Genomic DNA, 16200 nt, shown 5'->3' on the forward strand with positions numbered 1-16200 from the left:
GTTTAAAATGTTGAGACTAGATTACTGTTTAATAGCTGTTAACTCTTTGTAACCATCAACGATGACATCTAATTTGCCTGTGTCTGGTGCAATAGCGAGACCGTGAATAGGAATTTCTTTTGGAATCAACGGATGATTGCGAACGAGATCAATATTGCCTTTAATTAAGTCAATGACATTGTTAAAGCCAAACAACCATTTGTGAAGATCGATGCCGGCATATTCAAGTGAAGCTAATATTTCTGGAGATGCTACTCCGCGATCTAATATTTTTTGCAATGTACCTTGTGGATTCGTTTCACTCATCCCACATCCGTGGTGTCCAATAATATAAATTTCTTCAGCGTTAAGTTCATAAACCGCTGTAACAATACTCCGCATTACATTGCCAAAAGCATGAGTAATTGTTCCTCCAGCTGTTTTAATAACTTTTGCATCACCATTGTGAATATCAAGCGCTTTTGGCAATAGTTCAATTAATCGAGCATCCATACAAGTGACGATAACCATGCGTTTGTTCGGGAACTTTGTGGTTTCATAAGGGACATACTCCATATCTTCCACAAACTGGTCATTGTACTTCAAAATATCATGTAATAACATTCTTGTTGCCTCCTTTGAAGTGTTTTATTGATTTCCCACCCTGATACATCGTCGATAAATTGTGTGAATCAGGATATAACTAAGTATAGATTTTTAAACGAAATAGCTGAATAAGCCCACGAAACGCTTTTGTTCCTTCTCGTTTCGCGGTGAAAGGATTGATAAACATCATTGATCAAACCGACTTAGATATATTAAAACTACTGAAAGAAAACGCGCGAGTTCAGTGGAAAGATATCGGTCAGAAGATACATATGACGGGGCAAGCAGTTGGAAACCGCATTAGACGATTAGAGGATTTGGGTATAATCGAGCAATATACAGTTGCTACTAATAAAGCAAAACTAGGTCAACCAGTAACAGCATTTATTACTGTGTTCGTGCAATCACCTAATCATGTTGCGTTTCATACGTTTTTTCAATCAACGGCTGCTATTTCTGAGGTACATCGAATAAGTGGAGACGGTTGTTTTTTATTAACTGGGCACTTTGCTTCTAATGAAGATTTGGAGTCATTTCTTGCTAAACTATTAGAACATGGCAATTATCGTATCAACTTATCTATTGGGAAGTTAAAATCTTAAATGATTAGAACTACTAATGAAGAAAGCCCATGTCAATTGGACATAGGCTTCACAATTTTAAAAGAGACATTATTTTTTTGGAAGATGTGAATACACATGATCAACCATCTTTTGAACCTCTTGATCCAGCGTTAAACTAGGAAAGTTTTCAAGAGCACTAGGTAAGAAATAGATTTTATCCTCCTTGAACGCTCTTAGCGATGACCATGCAGCGTTGCTATCCATATTTTCTTTTACCATCTTTCTTCCAAGCTCTTCTGTTCCATGAACAACAACCAACAAATATTCAGGGTCAATTTCAACCATACTCTCTAAGCTAAACGGAACTGCCCCCCTACTACTGTCACCTTCAATCTGATCTGCTATATTAATCATGTTCATCTTAGTTGCAATATCTGTTGTGAGCGATTGGCCTTTCTCTACAAGAAACCCCATCGGTCCTACTAATACTACCGCAAAGGTATGCTTGTGTTTAGGCAATTTGCTAGTAATGGAATCAATGCGCTCATTCAATTGTTTAAAGGATTCGGCAGTTTCAGATTCCTTCCCCAATACTTGCCCGTATATTTTCCCGATCTTTTCAAAATTTTCTAAGCTAGATGCACTTACTAATAGTAATGGAATGTCGCTAGCGGCCAATGGTTCCTTCAAATTCGCATTAAAGAATGACTGACCAATTACAAGATCGGGCTTTAAACTCGTCAACATTTCTAGGCTTACATTATGAACTTGCCCTACGTTAAGAGCATCCTTCGCACCCTCTGGTATTGGGATAACTGGCGTAGTAGAATATCCGACTACATCTCCACCAAGTTGATAAAATAGTTCAAGCGTTTCAGGTGATAATACAACTATTCGTTCTGGTTTTTTGTTTAAAACAACTTCTGCTCCTGATGTATCTACAATCTTCGCAAATGGTTCAGAGTCACTCGGTGTTACTTTTGCTTGTTCTAATTCGACTGGTGTTGTTGTCTTATTCGCATCTTTTACAGTGTCAGAACTACAGCTTGCTAAAGTTGCCATCGCAATGAATGCCAATAGAATTATTGAAATCGCTTTCATAAAAGTCACTTCCCTTCATGCATTCATTAGTTTTTATCATCAAAGTTTATTTCAAATTCAATGACCCGTGCTGTCATTGCCGCAGCACCTGTTCCAAGCAAACGTCGAACCATATGCAAGGCCATATGAATACCTGATGAAACACCCGCAGATGTAACGATGTCACCTTGATCGACGTACTTCACACCTTTAATAAAGTCCACTTCCGGAAAGTCGAGGCTTAATTGATCGATATGCCGTGCATGCGAAGTCGCTTGTTTGCCATTCAGAATGCCGCTTTTTGCTAATAGCCGTGTACCCGTACATACGGAAGTCATCCACTTCACTTCATCATTACGTGTTTTGATCCAGTCTATCAATACTTCATTTTCAAGTTCACGCCAAGTACCATTACCACCAGGAATAACTAATAAATCGAAATATGGGGCAGTTACTATACTATAATCGGGTATCACCTTTAAGCCACCAGTTGTTGTTATCGCGTCTCCCGTTACTGATATAGTCGATACCTCGAATGGCTTATAATAATCGGGTTTACCAAAATTCATCTTCGTAATTGAAAATACTTCGAACGGTCCAGCAAAGTCTAGCACCTCTACCTCATCGAACAAAAGAATACCAACATTCCAAGTTTGCATCATTAATCTCCTCCATTATTTTATTAGTTTTAATAGATTCACAATTCCTTTCTTCCATTCAGTAGGTCGCATCATCAAAGTCCATTTCAAACTCCATGATCTCTGCTGTCATTTCCGCAGCACTTTTTCCAAGTAAACGTCGAACCATATGCAACGCCATTTGAATACCCGACGAAACACCTGCTGATGTAACGATGTCACCTTGATCGACGTACTTCACACCATCTATAATGTCAACCTTAGGATGATCGATTCTAAATTGTTTGATAAAAAAGGAATGGTTTGTCGCTTGTTTACCGTCCAAAATACCCGTTTTGGCTACTATTTGAGCACCTGAACATACGGAAGTCATCCACTTCACTTCATCATTGCGTGTTTTGATCCAATCAATTAAGACGTCATTGTTTACTTCACGACTTACGTCCCCTCCGCCAGGTATAACTATTAAATCGAAATATGGGGCTCTCGCTATACTATAATCGGGTACTACCTTTAAACCACCCTCTGCAGTTATCGTGCCTCCTGTTTCTGATACCGTTGATACCTTGAAGGGCTTATAATAATCGGGTTTACCAAAATTCATCATCGTAATCGAAAATACTTCGAATGGTCCAGCAAAGTCTAGGACTTCTACATTTTCGAACAATAGAATGCCAACATTCCATGTTTGCATCATTAATCTCCTCCATTATTTTATTAGTTTTAACAGACTGATAAAGGGCTTTCCACTTTGTTGATCGAACCCAATTTCCGCCTCTACTTGAAATACGTCCTTTAACATTTGCGGCTGAATGACGTCTATTGGAGAACCATTTGCATATAGCGCACCTTTCGAAAGAACGACCAATTGATCTGAGATCATCGCTGCTTGATTCAAATCATGTAACACCATAATAATTGTCATCCCCTGCTCTGCATTCAACTTCTTAACTAATTCAATAATTTCTAACTGATGATGAATATCTAGAAATGTTGTCGGTTCATCAAGTAAAAGGACTTTAGGTTTTTGTGCTAATGCCATTGCGATCCAAGCTCGTTGCCGCTCTCCTCCCGATAAGTTCATAATGTCTTTTGTCGCTAGAGCGCTCAAACTCGTTAATTCTAAAGCCCAATCAATAATTTCTTGATCCGCTTTGTCAAGTCGTTGAAGCGGTTTCTTATGGGGGAATCGTCCATATGAAACTAAGTTTTGTACTGTTATATTTGGAGTTTGTTCATGCGACTGCATCAAAAAGGCGATCTTCTGGGCTAACTCCCTTCTCTTCCACTCTTTTATCTCTTTATTTTGAAGAATTACATTTCCTTGCTCCATATCCAATTGTTTTGCAATCACTTTTAGAAAAGTACTTTTCCCGCAACCATTAGGTCCCAATATGCTATGAATTTTTCCTTCCTCAAACGAAATACTAATGGACGAAACGACAGTTTTATCGCCATAACCTACCCCTACATTATTCGCTTGGATTCTCATAGGCTGTTCTTCCTTCGAAGCAAATATAAGAAGAATGGTGCTCCGACTGCTCCCATTACGATACCAACTGGAAGTTCTATAGGATCAACAACGACGCGAGCCAGTGTATCAGAAGCTGTCAGTACAGCAATGCCGAGCAGAGCCGAACAAGGTAACAAGATCCGATAGTCATTTCCGATTAATAGCCGAGCAGCATGTGGAACGATTAAACCAACAAATCCTAATAATCCAACGACACTTACTGCACTTGCAGCAAGCAGAGCACTTATAGCGACAAACCATAATCGATACCGTTCTGTATTTAATCCAAGTGACCTCGCTTCCGAATCGCCAAGTAATAACAGATTCATTGGCTTTGAACCGAGTAGTGCTAACATCACTCCGATAATGGAATATGGCAATAACATGTGAAAGTTAGCCCATCCTTTAGCAGACAATGTTCCGACCATAAATCCTAGCGCACCTTGCACACGATCACTATAAAAAGTAAATAACGCCGATACAAGCGAGTTTAGAAAAGCAGATACTGCTACCCCGGCCAAAATAATTCGCATTGGCGTAACTCCTTTGTTCCATGCAAGCACATAAACAAGTAGTGCAGCTGCCATCGCACCTACAAAGGCTGATGGGATGAGCAAATGTGTGTATGATGGGAATGCAAGCAGTATAAACATTCCAAACAATCCAGCACCCGATGAAACACCTATAATGTGTGGATCTGCCATCGGATTTCTCATTACACCTTGCAGCAATGTTCCAGCAACGGCCAAATTCATCCCGACGAGTGCAGCAACAAAAGTTCTAGGAAGTCGAATATTCCAAATGATTGTGTAAGCATCTGCCCCCTTATCACCTGTGACTATAGCAAGGATCGTGGACAAACTTACATCTACAGCACCAAATGCCAAGCTCATAAAGATACAGACAATCGCTAGCAACAGGAATGTTCCAATGACTAAAATTTTCCACCAGCTGTTTTCTTTGAACGTTAACATTACTCTACCCCCCTATCCTATATAAATGATGATGCAACACTTAGCGTTTCAGAAGTGAATACACTGTGTACTGTTATCTTACATAATTTAGTGACATTGCAAATGACTCATGAGAGCTATTCGAATCCTTTTTTACAAATATTTTTAGGTAACCTGCTTCCATTAAAAAAGACCCCCTTCTAAATAGGGAGTCTTACGTTGGTTACTGCTAATCAATTATTCATAAACTTGTGGAACCATCAATCCTGAGAACTCAGTTACATCCAAATTAGTGCCATCCAAGTAACTGCCTGCTAAAACTAACGATCCATCACTCTTTAATCCAAGTGTATAATAGTAACTGGCATCTATTGCTACAATATCCGTCCAATCTTCAATATTACGCTGTCCATACTTATTAGATCCCGTAGAAATAACAGTTCCGTCATTTCTTAAACCTACTGTATGATTTTCACCTGCCGCAATGGCGATAATATCCGTCCATTCTTCTACTTTGCATCTTGTAACAGCACATGGGCCAGCAGCAACTACCGTTCCATCTCTTTTTAACCCAAAAGCGCTATAAAATGTAGAGATTGCTACAATGTCCGTCCACTTCGTTACTTCATCTCGATAACGATAGTCCCCTTCAGCAACAACTGTGCCATCATTTTTTAGTCCCATTACAACTTCATTTCGGCCTTCAACTGCCTTAATATCTTTCCAAGTATAAACGTTCTCAAGCTCATCCTCACTCAAATATGTACCTAGAACTTTAACGGTACCATCTTCTAATAAAGCTACGACATTATTTGGATAATCCGATTGAAAGGTAGCTACACCTTTTAAATGTGGCAATTGTTCAATGACGGGAATCATAGCTTGTACAGAATTTAAAGAAGATTGTTCTAACTCTTCAATTTCTGTGTTAAATGTTGAAGTAATCTCTCCACTTGCATTCAGCGCTTCTAAGTGTTCTCCATTTATTGAAATTGCCTTAATATTCCGCCATTCCTCCTCACTTATTGTATCCTCATAACCACCTTTATAGATTACGGTTCCGTCACTTCTTATGGCAGCAACGATGGCGAGTCCGACTCCAATATAATCACCATTGACGATATATGTTAATTTCTCAACTAATCTATTAGAGTCTTTGAATTCGCTCAAATCTGTAAAAACACCAATCGCTTGTGGATATTTTTTTTCTTTTACAAATTGGCGACCTGATTGATACAATTTTTGTTCCTTACTGACGAATTGGCAACCAAGTAACAGTACAAAAAAGATAATGCAACTTAACATTAATAATCTTCTCATAACACCCCTCGCTTCAATTTGTACACATTTTTTCCCACTAATTAATCAGACGAAAACTTCGATTTAAAGTTTCAGACTCATAACAATTCCTTCGAAGATAGTAACCTAATTTTTTTAAAAAGAAGCTCCGCAACATCCTGTTGCAAGAGCTTCTTTTAATACACCAAATTTACATTATTGAATTGGTAATCTAACAACGACCGTCGTACCTTCGTTTAACTCACTCTTAATCTCAATATCACCGTGATGAAGTGCAACTATTCTTTTGACGATGGCAAGTCCTAACCCATTACCACTAATATTTCGATTTCGCGATGGGTCTGTTTTGTAAAATCGATCAAATACATATGCTATCTGCTCTTTAGAAATCCCAATACCGGAATCAACAATCGTAACGCAAATTCGATCCTCTAAATGATTAATTCCAATCTCAATATGACCGTCATCAGGTGTAAACTTGATGCTGTTTCCCAATAAATTAATCCATACTTGGTTAAGTTGGTCTATATCTGCCTTTATGTTGGCTTCATCTATCGAATCTAAAATAATTCGTATACCCTTTGCAGACCACTGTGGCTCACAAGTAACAATGACTTGCCTAATTTGCTCAACGAGATTGAAAGTACTAGTCTCAAAAGGATGATTATCTAAATCTAGAGAAGCAAGTTTAAGTAAATTATCGCTAAGTCTAGAAAGGCGTCTACTTTCTGAGATAATAATGTCGAGATAATAATTCCGTTTGTTTTCAGCAACTAGGTGACTATTTTTTAGAGCTATAGCAAAGCCAGAAATGGACGTAAGCGGGGTTTGGATTTCATGAGAAACATTCGTAACAAAATCCTGCCTCATCTGTTCCAACTGTTTAAGTTCAATTGCCATTTCATTAAACCCTTGAGTTAAAACTCCAATCTCATCCGCGCTTTTCATTTTTACTTTCACGTCGAAGTCGCCTTTTGCGAGCCGTTTAGTTGCAATTGTCAGTGCTTGCAATGGTTTGACCAAATAGGTTGCTGCACCGAGAATACAAAGGCTTCCGATTAACAAACCAAGCAGCAAAATAATTAGCATTAAACGATTAATAATTTGTTCATTCTCCGAAGAGAACTGCAAAAACATAGCATGCTGCTTCCCTTCCAATAGGAAAGGAAGCCCGATAAATGTTTGTTTCGCCCCTCCAGGAGATCGGTAATATTGACCAAGTAACACTTGCTGTACGGCATCGCGAGAGATATTTGCATACGTTGTATTGTCGTTATCTATACGATAGACCGTTACATTGCCAGAAGCATCATACATATGAATTGGATGTGCTGATATGTTCACTGCACTTTTTAAAAATGATTCGCGATCAACAGGTTTCGTTTGTTCGTATAGTTGAATAATATCCTCACCAACAGTAATCATATCGTTTTGTCCCACAGTATCTATTTCATTCTTAAATAATGTCATTCCGATTAAAAAAGCAGAAACCAAACTTACACTGATGATTATCAGAAACGTACAAATGATACGGACATATAACGTCTTAGTCATAGGATAACTAGCCTGTAACCAAGACTCCGCGCAGTTTCAATATGAAAGTGCTTCGAATCTTCTGCGAATCTTTCTCTTAAACGCTTTATATGAACATCGACAGTTCGGTCATCACCTTCGTAATTTAAACCCCAAATGTGTGTGATCAACTGTTCACGGGTAAAGATTTGTCCGGGATGATTAGCCAGCTTGAACAACAGTTCGAATTCTTTTAGCGGTAAACTAAACGATTTTTGACCACGTAAAACTTGATAGTTTCGGCGATTCAGTACAATCTCACCTAATTGTACCGTTTGTGAAGAAACGATCATGTACCGTTTCAATAATGCCTTAACTCTCATCACAAGCTCCAATGGATCAAACGGTTTTGTTAAATAATCGTCCGTTCCAAGCTGAAATCCTTTCACCTTTTGAGCTGATTCTCCTTTTACCGATACCATTAATAAAGGGATATTAACATCTATGCGCCTAATTTCTCTACATAACTGCCATCCATCTAGCTCAGGCATCATAATATCGAGAATTACGAGATCAATTCGAGTATTTTCCATAATGACTAACGCTTCTGCTCCATTACTCGCCTCGACAATTTCGTAACCTTCATTTTGCAAAAATAAGGTGATCAGTTCGCGAATATGTGGATCGTCATCAGCAATAAGTATTGTGGCCATGTTCGTGTGCGCCTCCGAATTCTATCATGCTCTTATTTTAATTAGGAGAATATTTACTTTAACCAAATTGCCAGCCTAATAGATTCCAATGATAATAAAATAAACTCATTACAATTGCTGAAACCGTTACTAGTGAGTAATGAACACGTTTCATCAATGTCCAATAGTTATTTTTCCAAACGACAATACTCGTAATTGACATTACAATTGTTAATCCAACAAGTATGAGTGGCATAAAGAGATATACATTTAACTGAGTAGTTATTTTACTTAATCGATCTAATAAATCCATATTCAACACAATAACAAATGTCGCGATTAATGTCGCAATTGCCCAGACAGCGGTGGCTACTGAAAGTCGAACTGCCCACTTGTGAGATTTGGGCATTATTTTTATTTCGCGTCTGTGATAAACATATCCCGTTAAAACAGTAATAAATAATACAGTAGATATTCCAAGTAATAGAAACCAAAAATTCGTTTGATTGAAGAGTGGTGTTCGTTCGAGCGGCATCGAGGGAATTATATCTAGAAGCATATGTGTTACTTTCCCCGAAGAGTTAGTACGGAAACCTATCTGACTCGTGCCCCCCACCTCTTGGAAAATATCATTACCTCTTGGGGCGTAAACTTGCTGCTCAGCACCGCTTCCGATTGTTAATCGATTATTAGTAACGCCAACGCTAAGCTGAGCCATAAAGCTAAAAAACTTATCGATGTCCGAATGATTACGACGTGAGAACTGGTAAGAACCAGCATATTTTTGCAAGTCGTTTTCTAATTCGGGTGTTGCTGAGAGCAATTTATCAGGTTCCACGGGATAGTAGCGGTCAAAAAATGCTTTTGACAACCCCGCTGCTGCCGTGCCGCCATCGCCGCCACTATAAGAAACAAAAATGCCGAGTTGTTGATCGGGTACTAAATAAAGTTCAGTATTAAACAGTGTATCGGCTCCGCCATGAGCAATAATGCGCTGACCATTTATATTCAATTCATAAAAGCCGAGCGCCATTCCTGGCAATTGTTTATTAAACTTGAACGCTGATTCATGCATGAATTGCGCCGTTTCCGGTTTGAGAATTTGCTTAGAACCATATCGTCCATTCTGAAGGTGAGCAATCATAAACTTTGTCATATCAAGTGCTGCTACGACTCCCGATCCTGCTGGACGGAAACCTCCCTCATACGTTGGCGGTTTCGCAACGAACCCACCGTTTTCCCTTGCATATCCTATAACCGCATTAGCTTCCAATGAAGAAGGTAGCGGCTCCTGAACGGTTGCATACTTCATCTCAAGTGGAACAAATATATTTTTCTGTATAAAATCATTATAAACGACCCCACTAACTTCTTCGACGATCAATCCAGCAAGTGATGCACCATAATTAGAATAAGACATCATTACACCAGGAGGGTTAACTCTAGCAAGCATATGCTTCTTTAACGTTTCAGCAATGGATACCGGCAGCTTTTTCGGATCAGTAGTAATTTGATAACCGACCCCGCCTTCTTCAAAACCTGCTGTATGCGTCATAAGATGTCGCATTGTAATCGGCTCAGCATAAGTGCTTGGTATTTTCACCGTTTTTAAATAGGTGTTGATGTCTGTATCGAGATCAATCTTGCCCTGCTCAACCAATTGCATCACAGCAGTCCAAGTAAACAGCTTTGTTGTTGAAGCGATTCTAAACATACTCGTTTCTGGATCAACAGGCGTTCCTTCTTCAATATTTGAGTGCCCATAACCTTTAGCCATCAAAAGATTGCCATCTTTTACGATTGTGATAACTGCTCCAGGTATTTTGAAGTTATCCATATGAACTTTCATAATTCCATCAATAAACGCACTTAACTTAGTGGTATCTTTCAAATCTGCCGCAGTTATCTCTGATCGAGCGTTTAATGACGGTGAAGTAGCCGATGATGACGAAGTTGCAGTTGCTGCTCCTAAAATACTTACCCAAACCAATGTGACAAGCGCTGTACATACTATCATTTTACGAGTAATCTTCTTCCTAGTTGATAACATAATAACCCTCCAGCATTCAGCATAGTTTTGAAAACGAAGTCTCGACTGTCTGCTGAAAGCATATCAAAAATATATGAACGGAGAGTGAACCGAACTTACATTTTGTGTCATAATAGTAGAAGTTTACGGCCTAATAAATAATTGAAAGCCATGAGAGGAGTGTAACTATGATTAGTTACGTGACGAAAGAAATTATTGATAATTATGTTGAGGCTACAACTTATTGATATACACGGAATTATAGAACTATTGCATAAGGACGTTACGTTCAGGAATTTCTCCAACGGTGAAATGAACGTGGAAACTAGAGGAATCGAACAGTTTAAAGCGCTGGCAGAAAAGTCTGCTCACATTTTTTCAAGTCGTCGTCAGACTATAACGGGCTACAGCGCTGTGGATGAAAACATAGAAGTGCAAATTAATTATGAAGCGATACTGGCATCTGATCTTCCAAACGGTTTGAAAATTGGCGATATGATTCAATTACAAGGAAAAACAGTGTTTCGAATTAATGAAGGAAAAATCTCTTTGATTGAAGATTACAGTTAAACTTTACTTTCACTTAATTTTTAATGTCATATACACATCTATCAAATCTTCACGATCTACTATAAAACCAAATCGTTCATAAAGTCGTCTAGCCGCGCTGCCTTGTAGTACATTTAGTGTGATGCATGTCCCCTCGATCACATGATGTTCGAGTAGATTTCTTATAACTTGACTTCCTATCCCCTTTCCTTGGTAATTAGGATGTATATAGAAATGTTCTAACAAATAACCATCTAACGTCGGTTTAAAAGCAAAACAACCAACAAAAGCTGAATCTATTTCAATGATCCAAGTATGAGCGGGCTCAAACGAATTACGGAAACGTTGACGAACCTTCTCTTCATCGAATCTTCTTAATCTCGTTAAATCATCACAAAGAACAACTGCTCGTAAGTTAGCAATTGTTTCACAATCTGAACTTTGAGATTGTCGAAAAGTGATCTGTTCCATTTTACATAAAGTCTCCTCTAATAATGTACGATATGTACAAAGTTATTGACTCGCTTGACGTTCAGCCACATCCTTATTCAAAAAATACACTTGGATATTCAACAACTCCAGAAACATGATTTAGTGCACCTTCGTGTAATTCCAACACCATAAATACGTCATCAGTCACTTCAAATGGAGCTTTAATTCCCCATAAAGAAGCGCTTTTGAAGCCATATTTCGGGTAATAGTGAGGATGACCCAAAACGATTACTGACGAATATCCAAGATCTTTAGCTCTCTCTAACGCTTCTCTCATAAGCAATTTTCCAATACCTTGATTATGATAAACTGGCGAAACAGAAACGGGTGCTAACGCGAGTGAATCTATTTTTTCTTTTTCATTACTTATTTTCACTTTTGATATTAAAATATGTCCTACAATCTCTTCATTAGTTGTGTTTATCGAGATGAACCTCCTACTACTAACTGAGAAAGAGACATCAGAATAATATCGATGTCCCGAATTTTCCAGCTAAAAATGTAACTTAACAGCTAATTTCATCTTATCCACTTTGTTCATCTTTTCAATATCAACTATTTTACCGTTAATCGCAACAGCCGGGTAGACGTTAAGTCCAAAAGCTCTAGCCTTGATTTCATATTCTTCTGCATTAGTTTGATCATTCAAGTTGTAAGTGATTAATTCACATTTGGAACATGCTAACTTCTTAACTTGTTGAATAAAGGTTTCACTATCAGGACCACCATCTATAAATATTTCAATTTTTGCACCCATTACATCAACCCTTTCCTTCAGAGCATCCCTTCATAACCGGGCATTGATCAATAGAAAATGGTAGCTTGGAGACATGACGATTGATTGCCGACTCCAACAAAGCTTTAAAACGATTTAATTGATTCACTTTTTCTTCAATTTCTTGAATTTTCTCAAGTGCAATCCGTTGCATATCTGCAGGTATAATCTCTACTTCATTTTTGTAGAGAGATAATAAGCTTCTAATCTCTTCAAGTGTGAACCCAATTTCTTGTGCTTTTTTAATAAATCGAATATCTTCGACAGCTTGCTGTGTAAACATCCGATAGCCGCTTTCACTTCTTGGCGGCTTCGAGATTAATCCCCGTCTTTCATAATACCGAACAGTTTCAATATTAACGTGAGACATACTCGCTACTTGGCTTATCGTTAAACCATTCATATTTACCTCCTCTAAAACAAGTGTAAACTCTTTACCATAGTACAGAGTCAATGGTGATTTATTGAGGATTAGCTATAAAGTCATAAATTTTCTCTTATTAACTTGAGGACACTTCCATAAAATGGTAACAGATGTGCCGGCTGCAGTAATATCAAGAAGATTCGGATAGTCTTTTTTCAAATCACTTCGTATTTGAAGATAAATATAATCTACATCATTTTCTTTACTAACAAACCAACAATGGAATGCTTCATGCCAATAACTTATTCTATGTACTTCTTCACGTGTAGCAACACCTACATGATTTCTGTCTTTGTCAAACGTTTTTAGTATCTCGTTTACCACCAAATATTTCTCCTTTGTAATTTGCTTAGTCAGCTAAACTATGATTTCATCCAGCCTGTCCGATAAAGTGAAAGATGAAAATACAAATTATCGATACTAACAAATAAAATACTACGTTTTTCAGTGAAGGTTTAGTCCCATTACGCAACACTTTAATACCTAATGGTACGAGAGCTATACATAGCCCAGCAGTTGCTATAACTGAAAAAAGAGTAGTTCCCTTTAAAACACCAAGAGGAAGTGAAGCCATTAACCCTAACGCCATAGAACTCATTAAATTAAGTACTTTTGATCGGTAAGCACCAATGGCAAGCACGATCCAACCAAGTAGTATGGCAAGATTAAACATTTTAAAAATATGATAAGCCCCGTAAGAATCACCTATTACTTTTGTTGCTACATCCAATGGCTGTAATCGAGCTAATTGATAGGCTAAGTGGTCAACTCCAGCATGGAAAGTTCGAGTAAATAACCCGAAAACAACTAGCATACCTCCCCATGTAGCCCAATTAGGTTTCATCTGCCTTATCAATCCGATTATTGTTAATATTGCTGGCAACAATAGAACATTACCCGCATTAAATGCACTAAATGACCAAAAAACTATGGACGGGTAATCCATGTATGCTTCAAGCTGCTTAGGATAAAAGAAATCAAATTGTATTCGAAGAAGAACCCCAACTAACATAAGGATTGGTCCAACTATGAGTGTGATTCCCCCTATCCACCGACCGGGAAATCCATTTACTTTTGACAAGTGAAACTGATTTTTTTCATTTGTTTCCAAACCTATTCTCCTTACCAATGATCTGCTTTAGCTTAGTCCGTGTATTACTTTTTAATAACTACTAATCCCTATTATCATTTTAATCTCATTTTGGTTCTTTTTCATTTTTTTAAAGCCTTCTTTCATATCTACGATGAATACTGCTTTCCTAATCCAAATCCTTATATAAATCAAATAGAACTTAATTGGCCGTAATATACCGCGCTCCTCATATTCTGTACCATCAGCAAGTTCGGTTTCAGTCCTTATTTACCATCTATTTCCTATACCTAATTCGATATACTTCAGAGAAACCACTCTTTCTTAGTCACTAGATATATTCCATATTATAGTACAACTAGCTTTAAAAATATCATATAAAAAAAGTAGTTTGAGTAAATAGAGCAGCTTGTTTTAATTCCGGGCGCATTTAGGATGTCCATTTCGTACCTATTTTGTATTTTTATTATTATTGGTCAGGCAATTGTCCACGCGCGAGGATACCTGCCTGCATTAAATAGTTTAGAAAATCAAATAGGAGGTATTAAGCTATGAGTTGTAGTACATCTAGTTCTGCTTTAACATGTTGCTCTGAAAAAGATTACGTTCAAGATAAAGTATGTGCACCTTGGAGCGGTACTGTTGTTGCGACTGATGTGTTAGTTGTTACGTTTACCAACAATATTACTCAAAATATTGTTGGTACTGGATATGTACAATATGACGTTGGACCAGCAGATATTGAGCTAGACTTTCTGGACGCTGCTGGGAATCCAATAAATGCAGCTCCTTTTGTCATTTCCCCTGGAACAAGCTTAGCGTTTACCTACCGTCGGTTTAGCGCAGTTCAATTAACTTTACCTGCTGCAACAGCTGGCACTTACCAAGGTGAATTCTGTATAACAACAAGGTATCCAGTGTAAAAAACAATTAAGAGCACAGAGGAGGATTCATTATTAATGTGTAGTACACCACTTAGTTGTTGCTCAGATAAGATTACCGTTCAAGATAAAGTTTGTACGAATTGGGCATTAGCTGCTGCTGGAACGCAAACTGTATATGCAGATAATATCGCCCAAATTATAAATGGTACTGGTTATGTTAAATACGAAACTGGAACGGGCAACTTGACCGTGAACTTTTTCAGAACCGGTGTAGTAGCTGCCATTGAAACGGTTGTAATTGCTCCAGGGGGTAGTGCTTCTTTTACAGTTTCTCGTTTCAATACGATAACATTAACATCAACCGCTGCAGCACAAGGCGAATTCTGTATTACGGTACGATATAACCTTTAAAATAGTTATTCATATATAAAGGTGGTTCTTCGAAATATGGAAGAACCACCTTTATTATTGATCTGTTATAGCATTAGTTTGTAGCTGAAGGGTAGTTGAAATGACATATTTCCCTTCAATATACGTTTGTTCATTCCCTTGATTTGGTATTTTTATAGATCTTATACCTTGCCCAATATAGTTCGTCGTACTGCCTGGAGGTACATATAATCGTTTCTTTTCTTCACCTTTTATTAAAACTTCTAGAGCTTCTGTACTGTTAGAGTTTAAGTAAAAGCTGACCTGCGCAACAGTAATGTTGGAATCAACATCGATTTCCCAGATCGTAAAAGCTGGTTGATTACTTTGGAGCACGATAGAACCGCAGCAATCTTTTTCAACTACGAAATTAAATGGCGGATCTGGTGGTTTCGGTGGACATGGACCATGTCCGCAATGTGAAGGATGGCTTCGACATGGTACATGAATCGGTCTCGGTCTGAGATAATCATGTTGTAGAAATGGAACGCATCTTTTTTTCCTTCTACGATTTGAACATCTTTTTTTTGTTTGATAGTTGACAGTTTGTTTTATCATTTGACTATTCTTATATTTAAACGTGGGAACTTTCATTAATGCTAATAAGGCTTTCTTACTTACTTGAATACTCCTATTCAGCATTCTCCCCCTCTTTCAAGACCGACGATTCCGTTACTTATAGTTAATGAATCT

Annotated in this window: 21 protein-coding genes and 1 pseudogene; 4 read left to right on the plus strand and 18 right to left on the minus strand. The window is 37.9% G+C overall.

The genetic code is table 11. The annotated features are described in order from the left end of the window. Nucleotides 1-21: 21 nt before the first annotated feature. Nucleotides 22-603, minus strand: coding sequence for a beta-class carbonic anhydrase (locus I6N90_RS08495; protein WP_197935099.1), 582 nt, complete (start codon nucleotides 601-603; stop codon nucleotides 22-24). Nucleotides 604-752: 149 nt separating this feature from the next. On the opposite strand from I6N90_RS08495, the gene I6N90_RS08500 reads away from it, so the two are divergent. Continuing rightward, the gene (locus tag I6N90_RS08500; RefSeq protein WP_197935100.1) at nucleotides 753-1187 is read left to right on the plus strand and encodes an Lrp/AsnC family transcriptional regulator; all 435 of its coding nucleotides are present in this window, start codon (nucleotides 753-755) and stop codon (nucleotides 1185-1187) included. A gap of 69 nt (nucleotides 1188-1256) precedes the next feature. On the opposite strand, the gene I6N90_RS08505 is transcribed toward I6N90_RS08500, so the two are convergent. From I6N90_RS08505 to I6N90_RS08545, 9 genes are all read right to left on the minus strand, one after another. Next, nucleotides 1257-2249 (minus strand): ABC transporter substrate-binding protein, encoded by a 993-nt coding sequence (locus tag I6N90_RS08505; RefSeq protein ID WP_197935101.1) that lies wholly within the window; start codon nucleotides 2247-2249, stop codon nucleotides 1257-1259. 26 nt (nucleotides 2250-2275) lie between these two features. Then, entirely contained in the window at nucleotides 2276-2890 is a 615-nt protein-coding gene (locus I6N90_RS08510; protein WP_197935102.1) for a DJ-1/PfpI family protein, read from the minus strand. A 55-nt stretch (nucleotides 2891-2945) separates the two neighbouring features. Beyond that, complete coding sequence (locus tag I6N90_RS08515; protein WP_197935103.1) at nucleotides 2946-3563, minus strand: DJ-1/PfpI family protein; 618 nt, start codon at nucleotides 3561-3563, stop codon at nucleotides 2946-2948. Between the two features lie 12 nt (nucleotides 3564-3575). After that, nucleotides 3576-4358: an ABC transporter ATP-binding protein gene (locus tag I6N90_RS08520; RefSeq protein WP_197935104.1), complete on the minus strand. Its 783-nt coding sequence runs from the start codon at nucleotides 4356-4358 to the stop codon at nucleotides 3576-3578. After that, a complete protein-coding gene (locus tag I6N90_RS08525) occupies nucleotides 4355-5353 on the minus strand; it encodes a FecCD family ABC transporter permease (RefSeq protein WP_197935105.1) in 999 nt (332 codons plus the stop codon). Before I6N90_RS08525 ends, I6N90_RS08520 begins: the two co-directional genes overlap by 4 nt. A 216-nt stretch (nucleotides 5354-5569) precedes the next feature. Continuing rightward, complete coding sequence (locus tag I6N90_RS08530) at nucleotides 5570-6652, minus strand: hypothetical protein (protein ID WP_197935106.1); 1083 nt, start codon at nucleotides 6650-6652, stop codon at nucleotides 5570-5572. Between the two features lie 174 nt (nucleotides 6653-6826). Further along, nucleotides 6827-8185, minus strand: coding sequence for a HAMP domain-containing sensor histidine kinase (locus tag I6N90_RS08535; protein WP_197935107.1), 1359 nt, complete (start codon nucleotides 8183-8185; stop codon nucleotides 6827-6829). Continuing rightward, nucleotides 8182-8856, minus strand: a complete 675-nt coding sequence (locus I6N90_RS08540; protein ID WP_197935108.1) for a response regulator transcription factor — start codon at nucleotides 8854-8856, stop codon at nucleotides 8182-8184. Before I6N90_RS08540 ends, I6N90_RS08535 begins: the two co-directional genes overlap by 4 nt. Nucleotides 8857-8914: 58 nt before the next feature. After that, nucleotides 8915-10885 carry a serine hydrolase domain-containing protein gene (locus I6N90_RS08545; protein WP_197935109.1) on the minus strand — a complete coding sequence of 657 codons (1971 nt, stop codon included), beginning with the start codon at nucleotides 10883-10885 and terminating at the stop codon, nucleotides 8915-8917. Between the two features lie 204 nt (nucleotides 10886-11089). On the opposite strand from I6N90_RS08545, the gene I6N90_RS08550 reads away from it, so the two are divergent. After that, nucleotides 11090-11434, plus strand: a complete 345-nt coding sequence (locus I6N90_RS08550) for a nuclear transport factor 2 family protein (RefSeq protein WP_332262429.1) — start codon at nucleotides 11090-11092, stop codon at nucleotides 11432-11434. 9 nt (nucleotides 11435-11443) lie between these two features. Here the strand turns inward: I6N90_RS08550 and I6N90_RS08555 are convergent, their stop codons facing one another. The 7 genes and pseudogenes from I6N90_RS08555 to I6N90_RS08585 form a co-directional block, all read right to left on the minus strand. Further along, nucleotides 11444-11884 carry a GNAT family N-acetyltransferase gene (locus I6N90_RS08555; protein ID WP_197935110.1) on the minus strand — a complete coding sequence of 147 codons (441 nt, stop codon included), beginning with the start codon at nucleotides 11882-11884 and terminating at the stop codon, nucleotides 11444-11446. A 73-nt stretch (nucleotides 11885-11957) separates the two neighbouring features. Then, nucleotides 11958-12398, minus strand: a complete 441-nt coding sequence (locus I6N90_RS08560; protein ID WP_197935800.1) for a GNAT family N-acetyltransferase — start codon at nucleotides 12396-12398, stop codon at nucleotides 11958-11960. Then, nucleotides 12399-12662 carry a glutaredoxin gene (locus I6N90_RS08565; protein ID WP_197935111.1) on the minus strand — a complete coding sequence of 88 codons (264 nt, stop codon included), beginning with the start codon at nucleotides 12660-12662 and terminating at the stop codon, nucleotides 12399-12401. It lies immediately after the preceding gene. Nucleotides 12663-12666: 4 nt separating this feature from the next. After that, nucleotides 12667-13083 (minus strand): MerR family transcriptional regulator, encoded by a 417-nt coding sequence (locus I6N90_RS08570; protein WP_197935112.1) that lies wholly within the window; start codon nucleotides 13081-13083, stop codon nucleotides 12667-12669. A 135-nt stretch (nucleotides 13084-13218) separates the two neighbouring features. Then, nucleotides 13219-13428: pseudogene (locus I6N90_RS08575) on the minus strand (NUDIX hydrolase); the annotation flags it as partial. 46 nt (nucleotides 13429-13474) lie between these two features. Then, entirely contained in the window at nucleotides 13475-14215 is a 741-nt protein-coding gene (locus I6N90_RS08580) for a hypothetical protein (RefSeq protein ID WP_232242793.1), read from the minus strand. Nucleotides 14216-14266: 51 nt separating this feature from the next. Then, nucleotides 14267-14464 (minus strand): DUF3977 family protein, encoded by a 198-nt coding sequence (locus I6N90_RS08585; protein WP_332262448.1) that lies wholly within the window; start codon nucleotides 14462-14464, stop codon nucleotides 14267-14269. A gap of 281 nt (nucleotides 14465-14745) precedes the next feature. Here I6N90_RS08585 and I6N90_RS08590 point away from each other — a divergent pair, with 281 nt between their 5' ends. Further along, nucleotides 14746-15117: a DUF3992 domain-containing protein gene (locus I6N90_RS08590; RefSeq protein ID WP_197935113.1), complete on the plus strand. Its 372-nt coding sequence runs from the start codon at nucleotides 14746-14748 to the stop codon at nucleotides 15115-15117. A 36-nt stretch (nucleotides 15118-15153) separates the two neighbouring features. After that, nucleotides 15154-15489, plus strand: coding sequence for a DUF3992 domain-containing protein (locus I6N90_RS08595; protein ID WP_197935114.1), 336 nt, complete (start codon nucleotides 15154-15156; stop codon nucleotides 15487-15489). 54 nt (nucleotides 15490-15543) lie between these two features. On the opposite strand, the gene I6N90_RS25240 is transcribed toward I6N90_RS08595, so the two are convergent. Then, complete coding sequence (locus I6N90_RS25240) at nucleotides 15544-16149, minus strand: S-Ena type endospore appendage (RefSeq protein ID WP_332262430.1); 606 nt, start codon at nucleotides 16147-16149, stop codon at nucleotides 15544-15546. Between the last annotated feature and the right edge of the window lie 51 nt (nucleotides 16150-16200).

It is taken from the genome of Paenibacillus sp. GSMTC-2017 (assembly GCF_016019935.1).
Taxonomy (GTDB): domain Bacteria; phylum Bacillota; class Bacilli; order Paenibacillales; family Paenibacillaceae; genus Pristimantibacillus.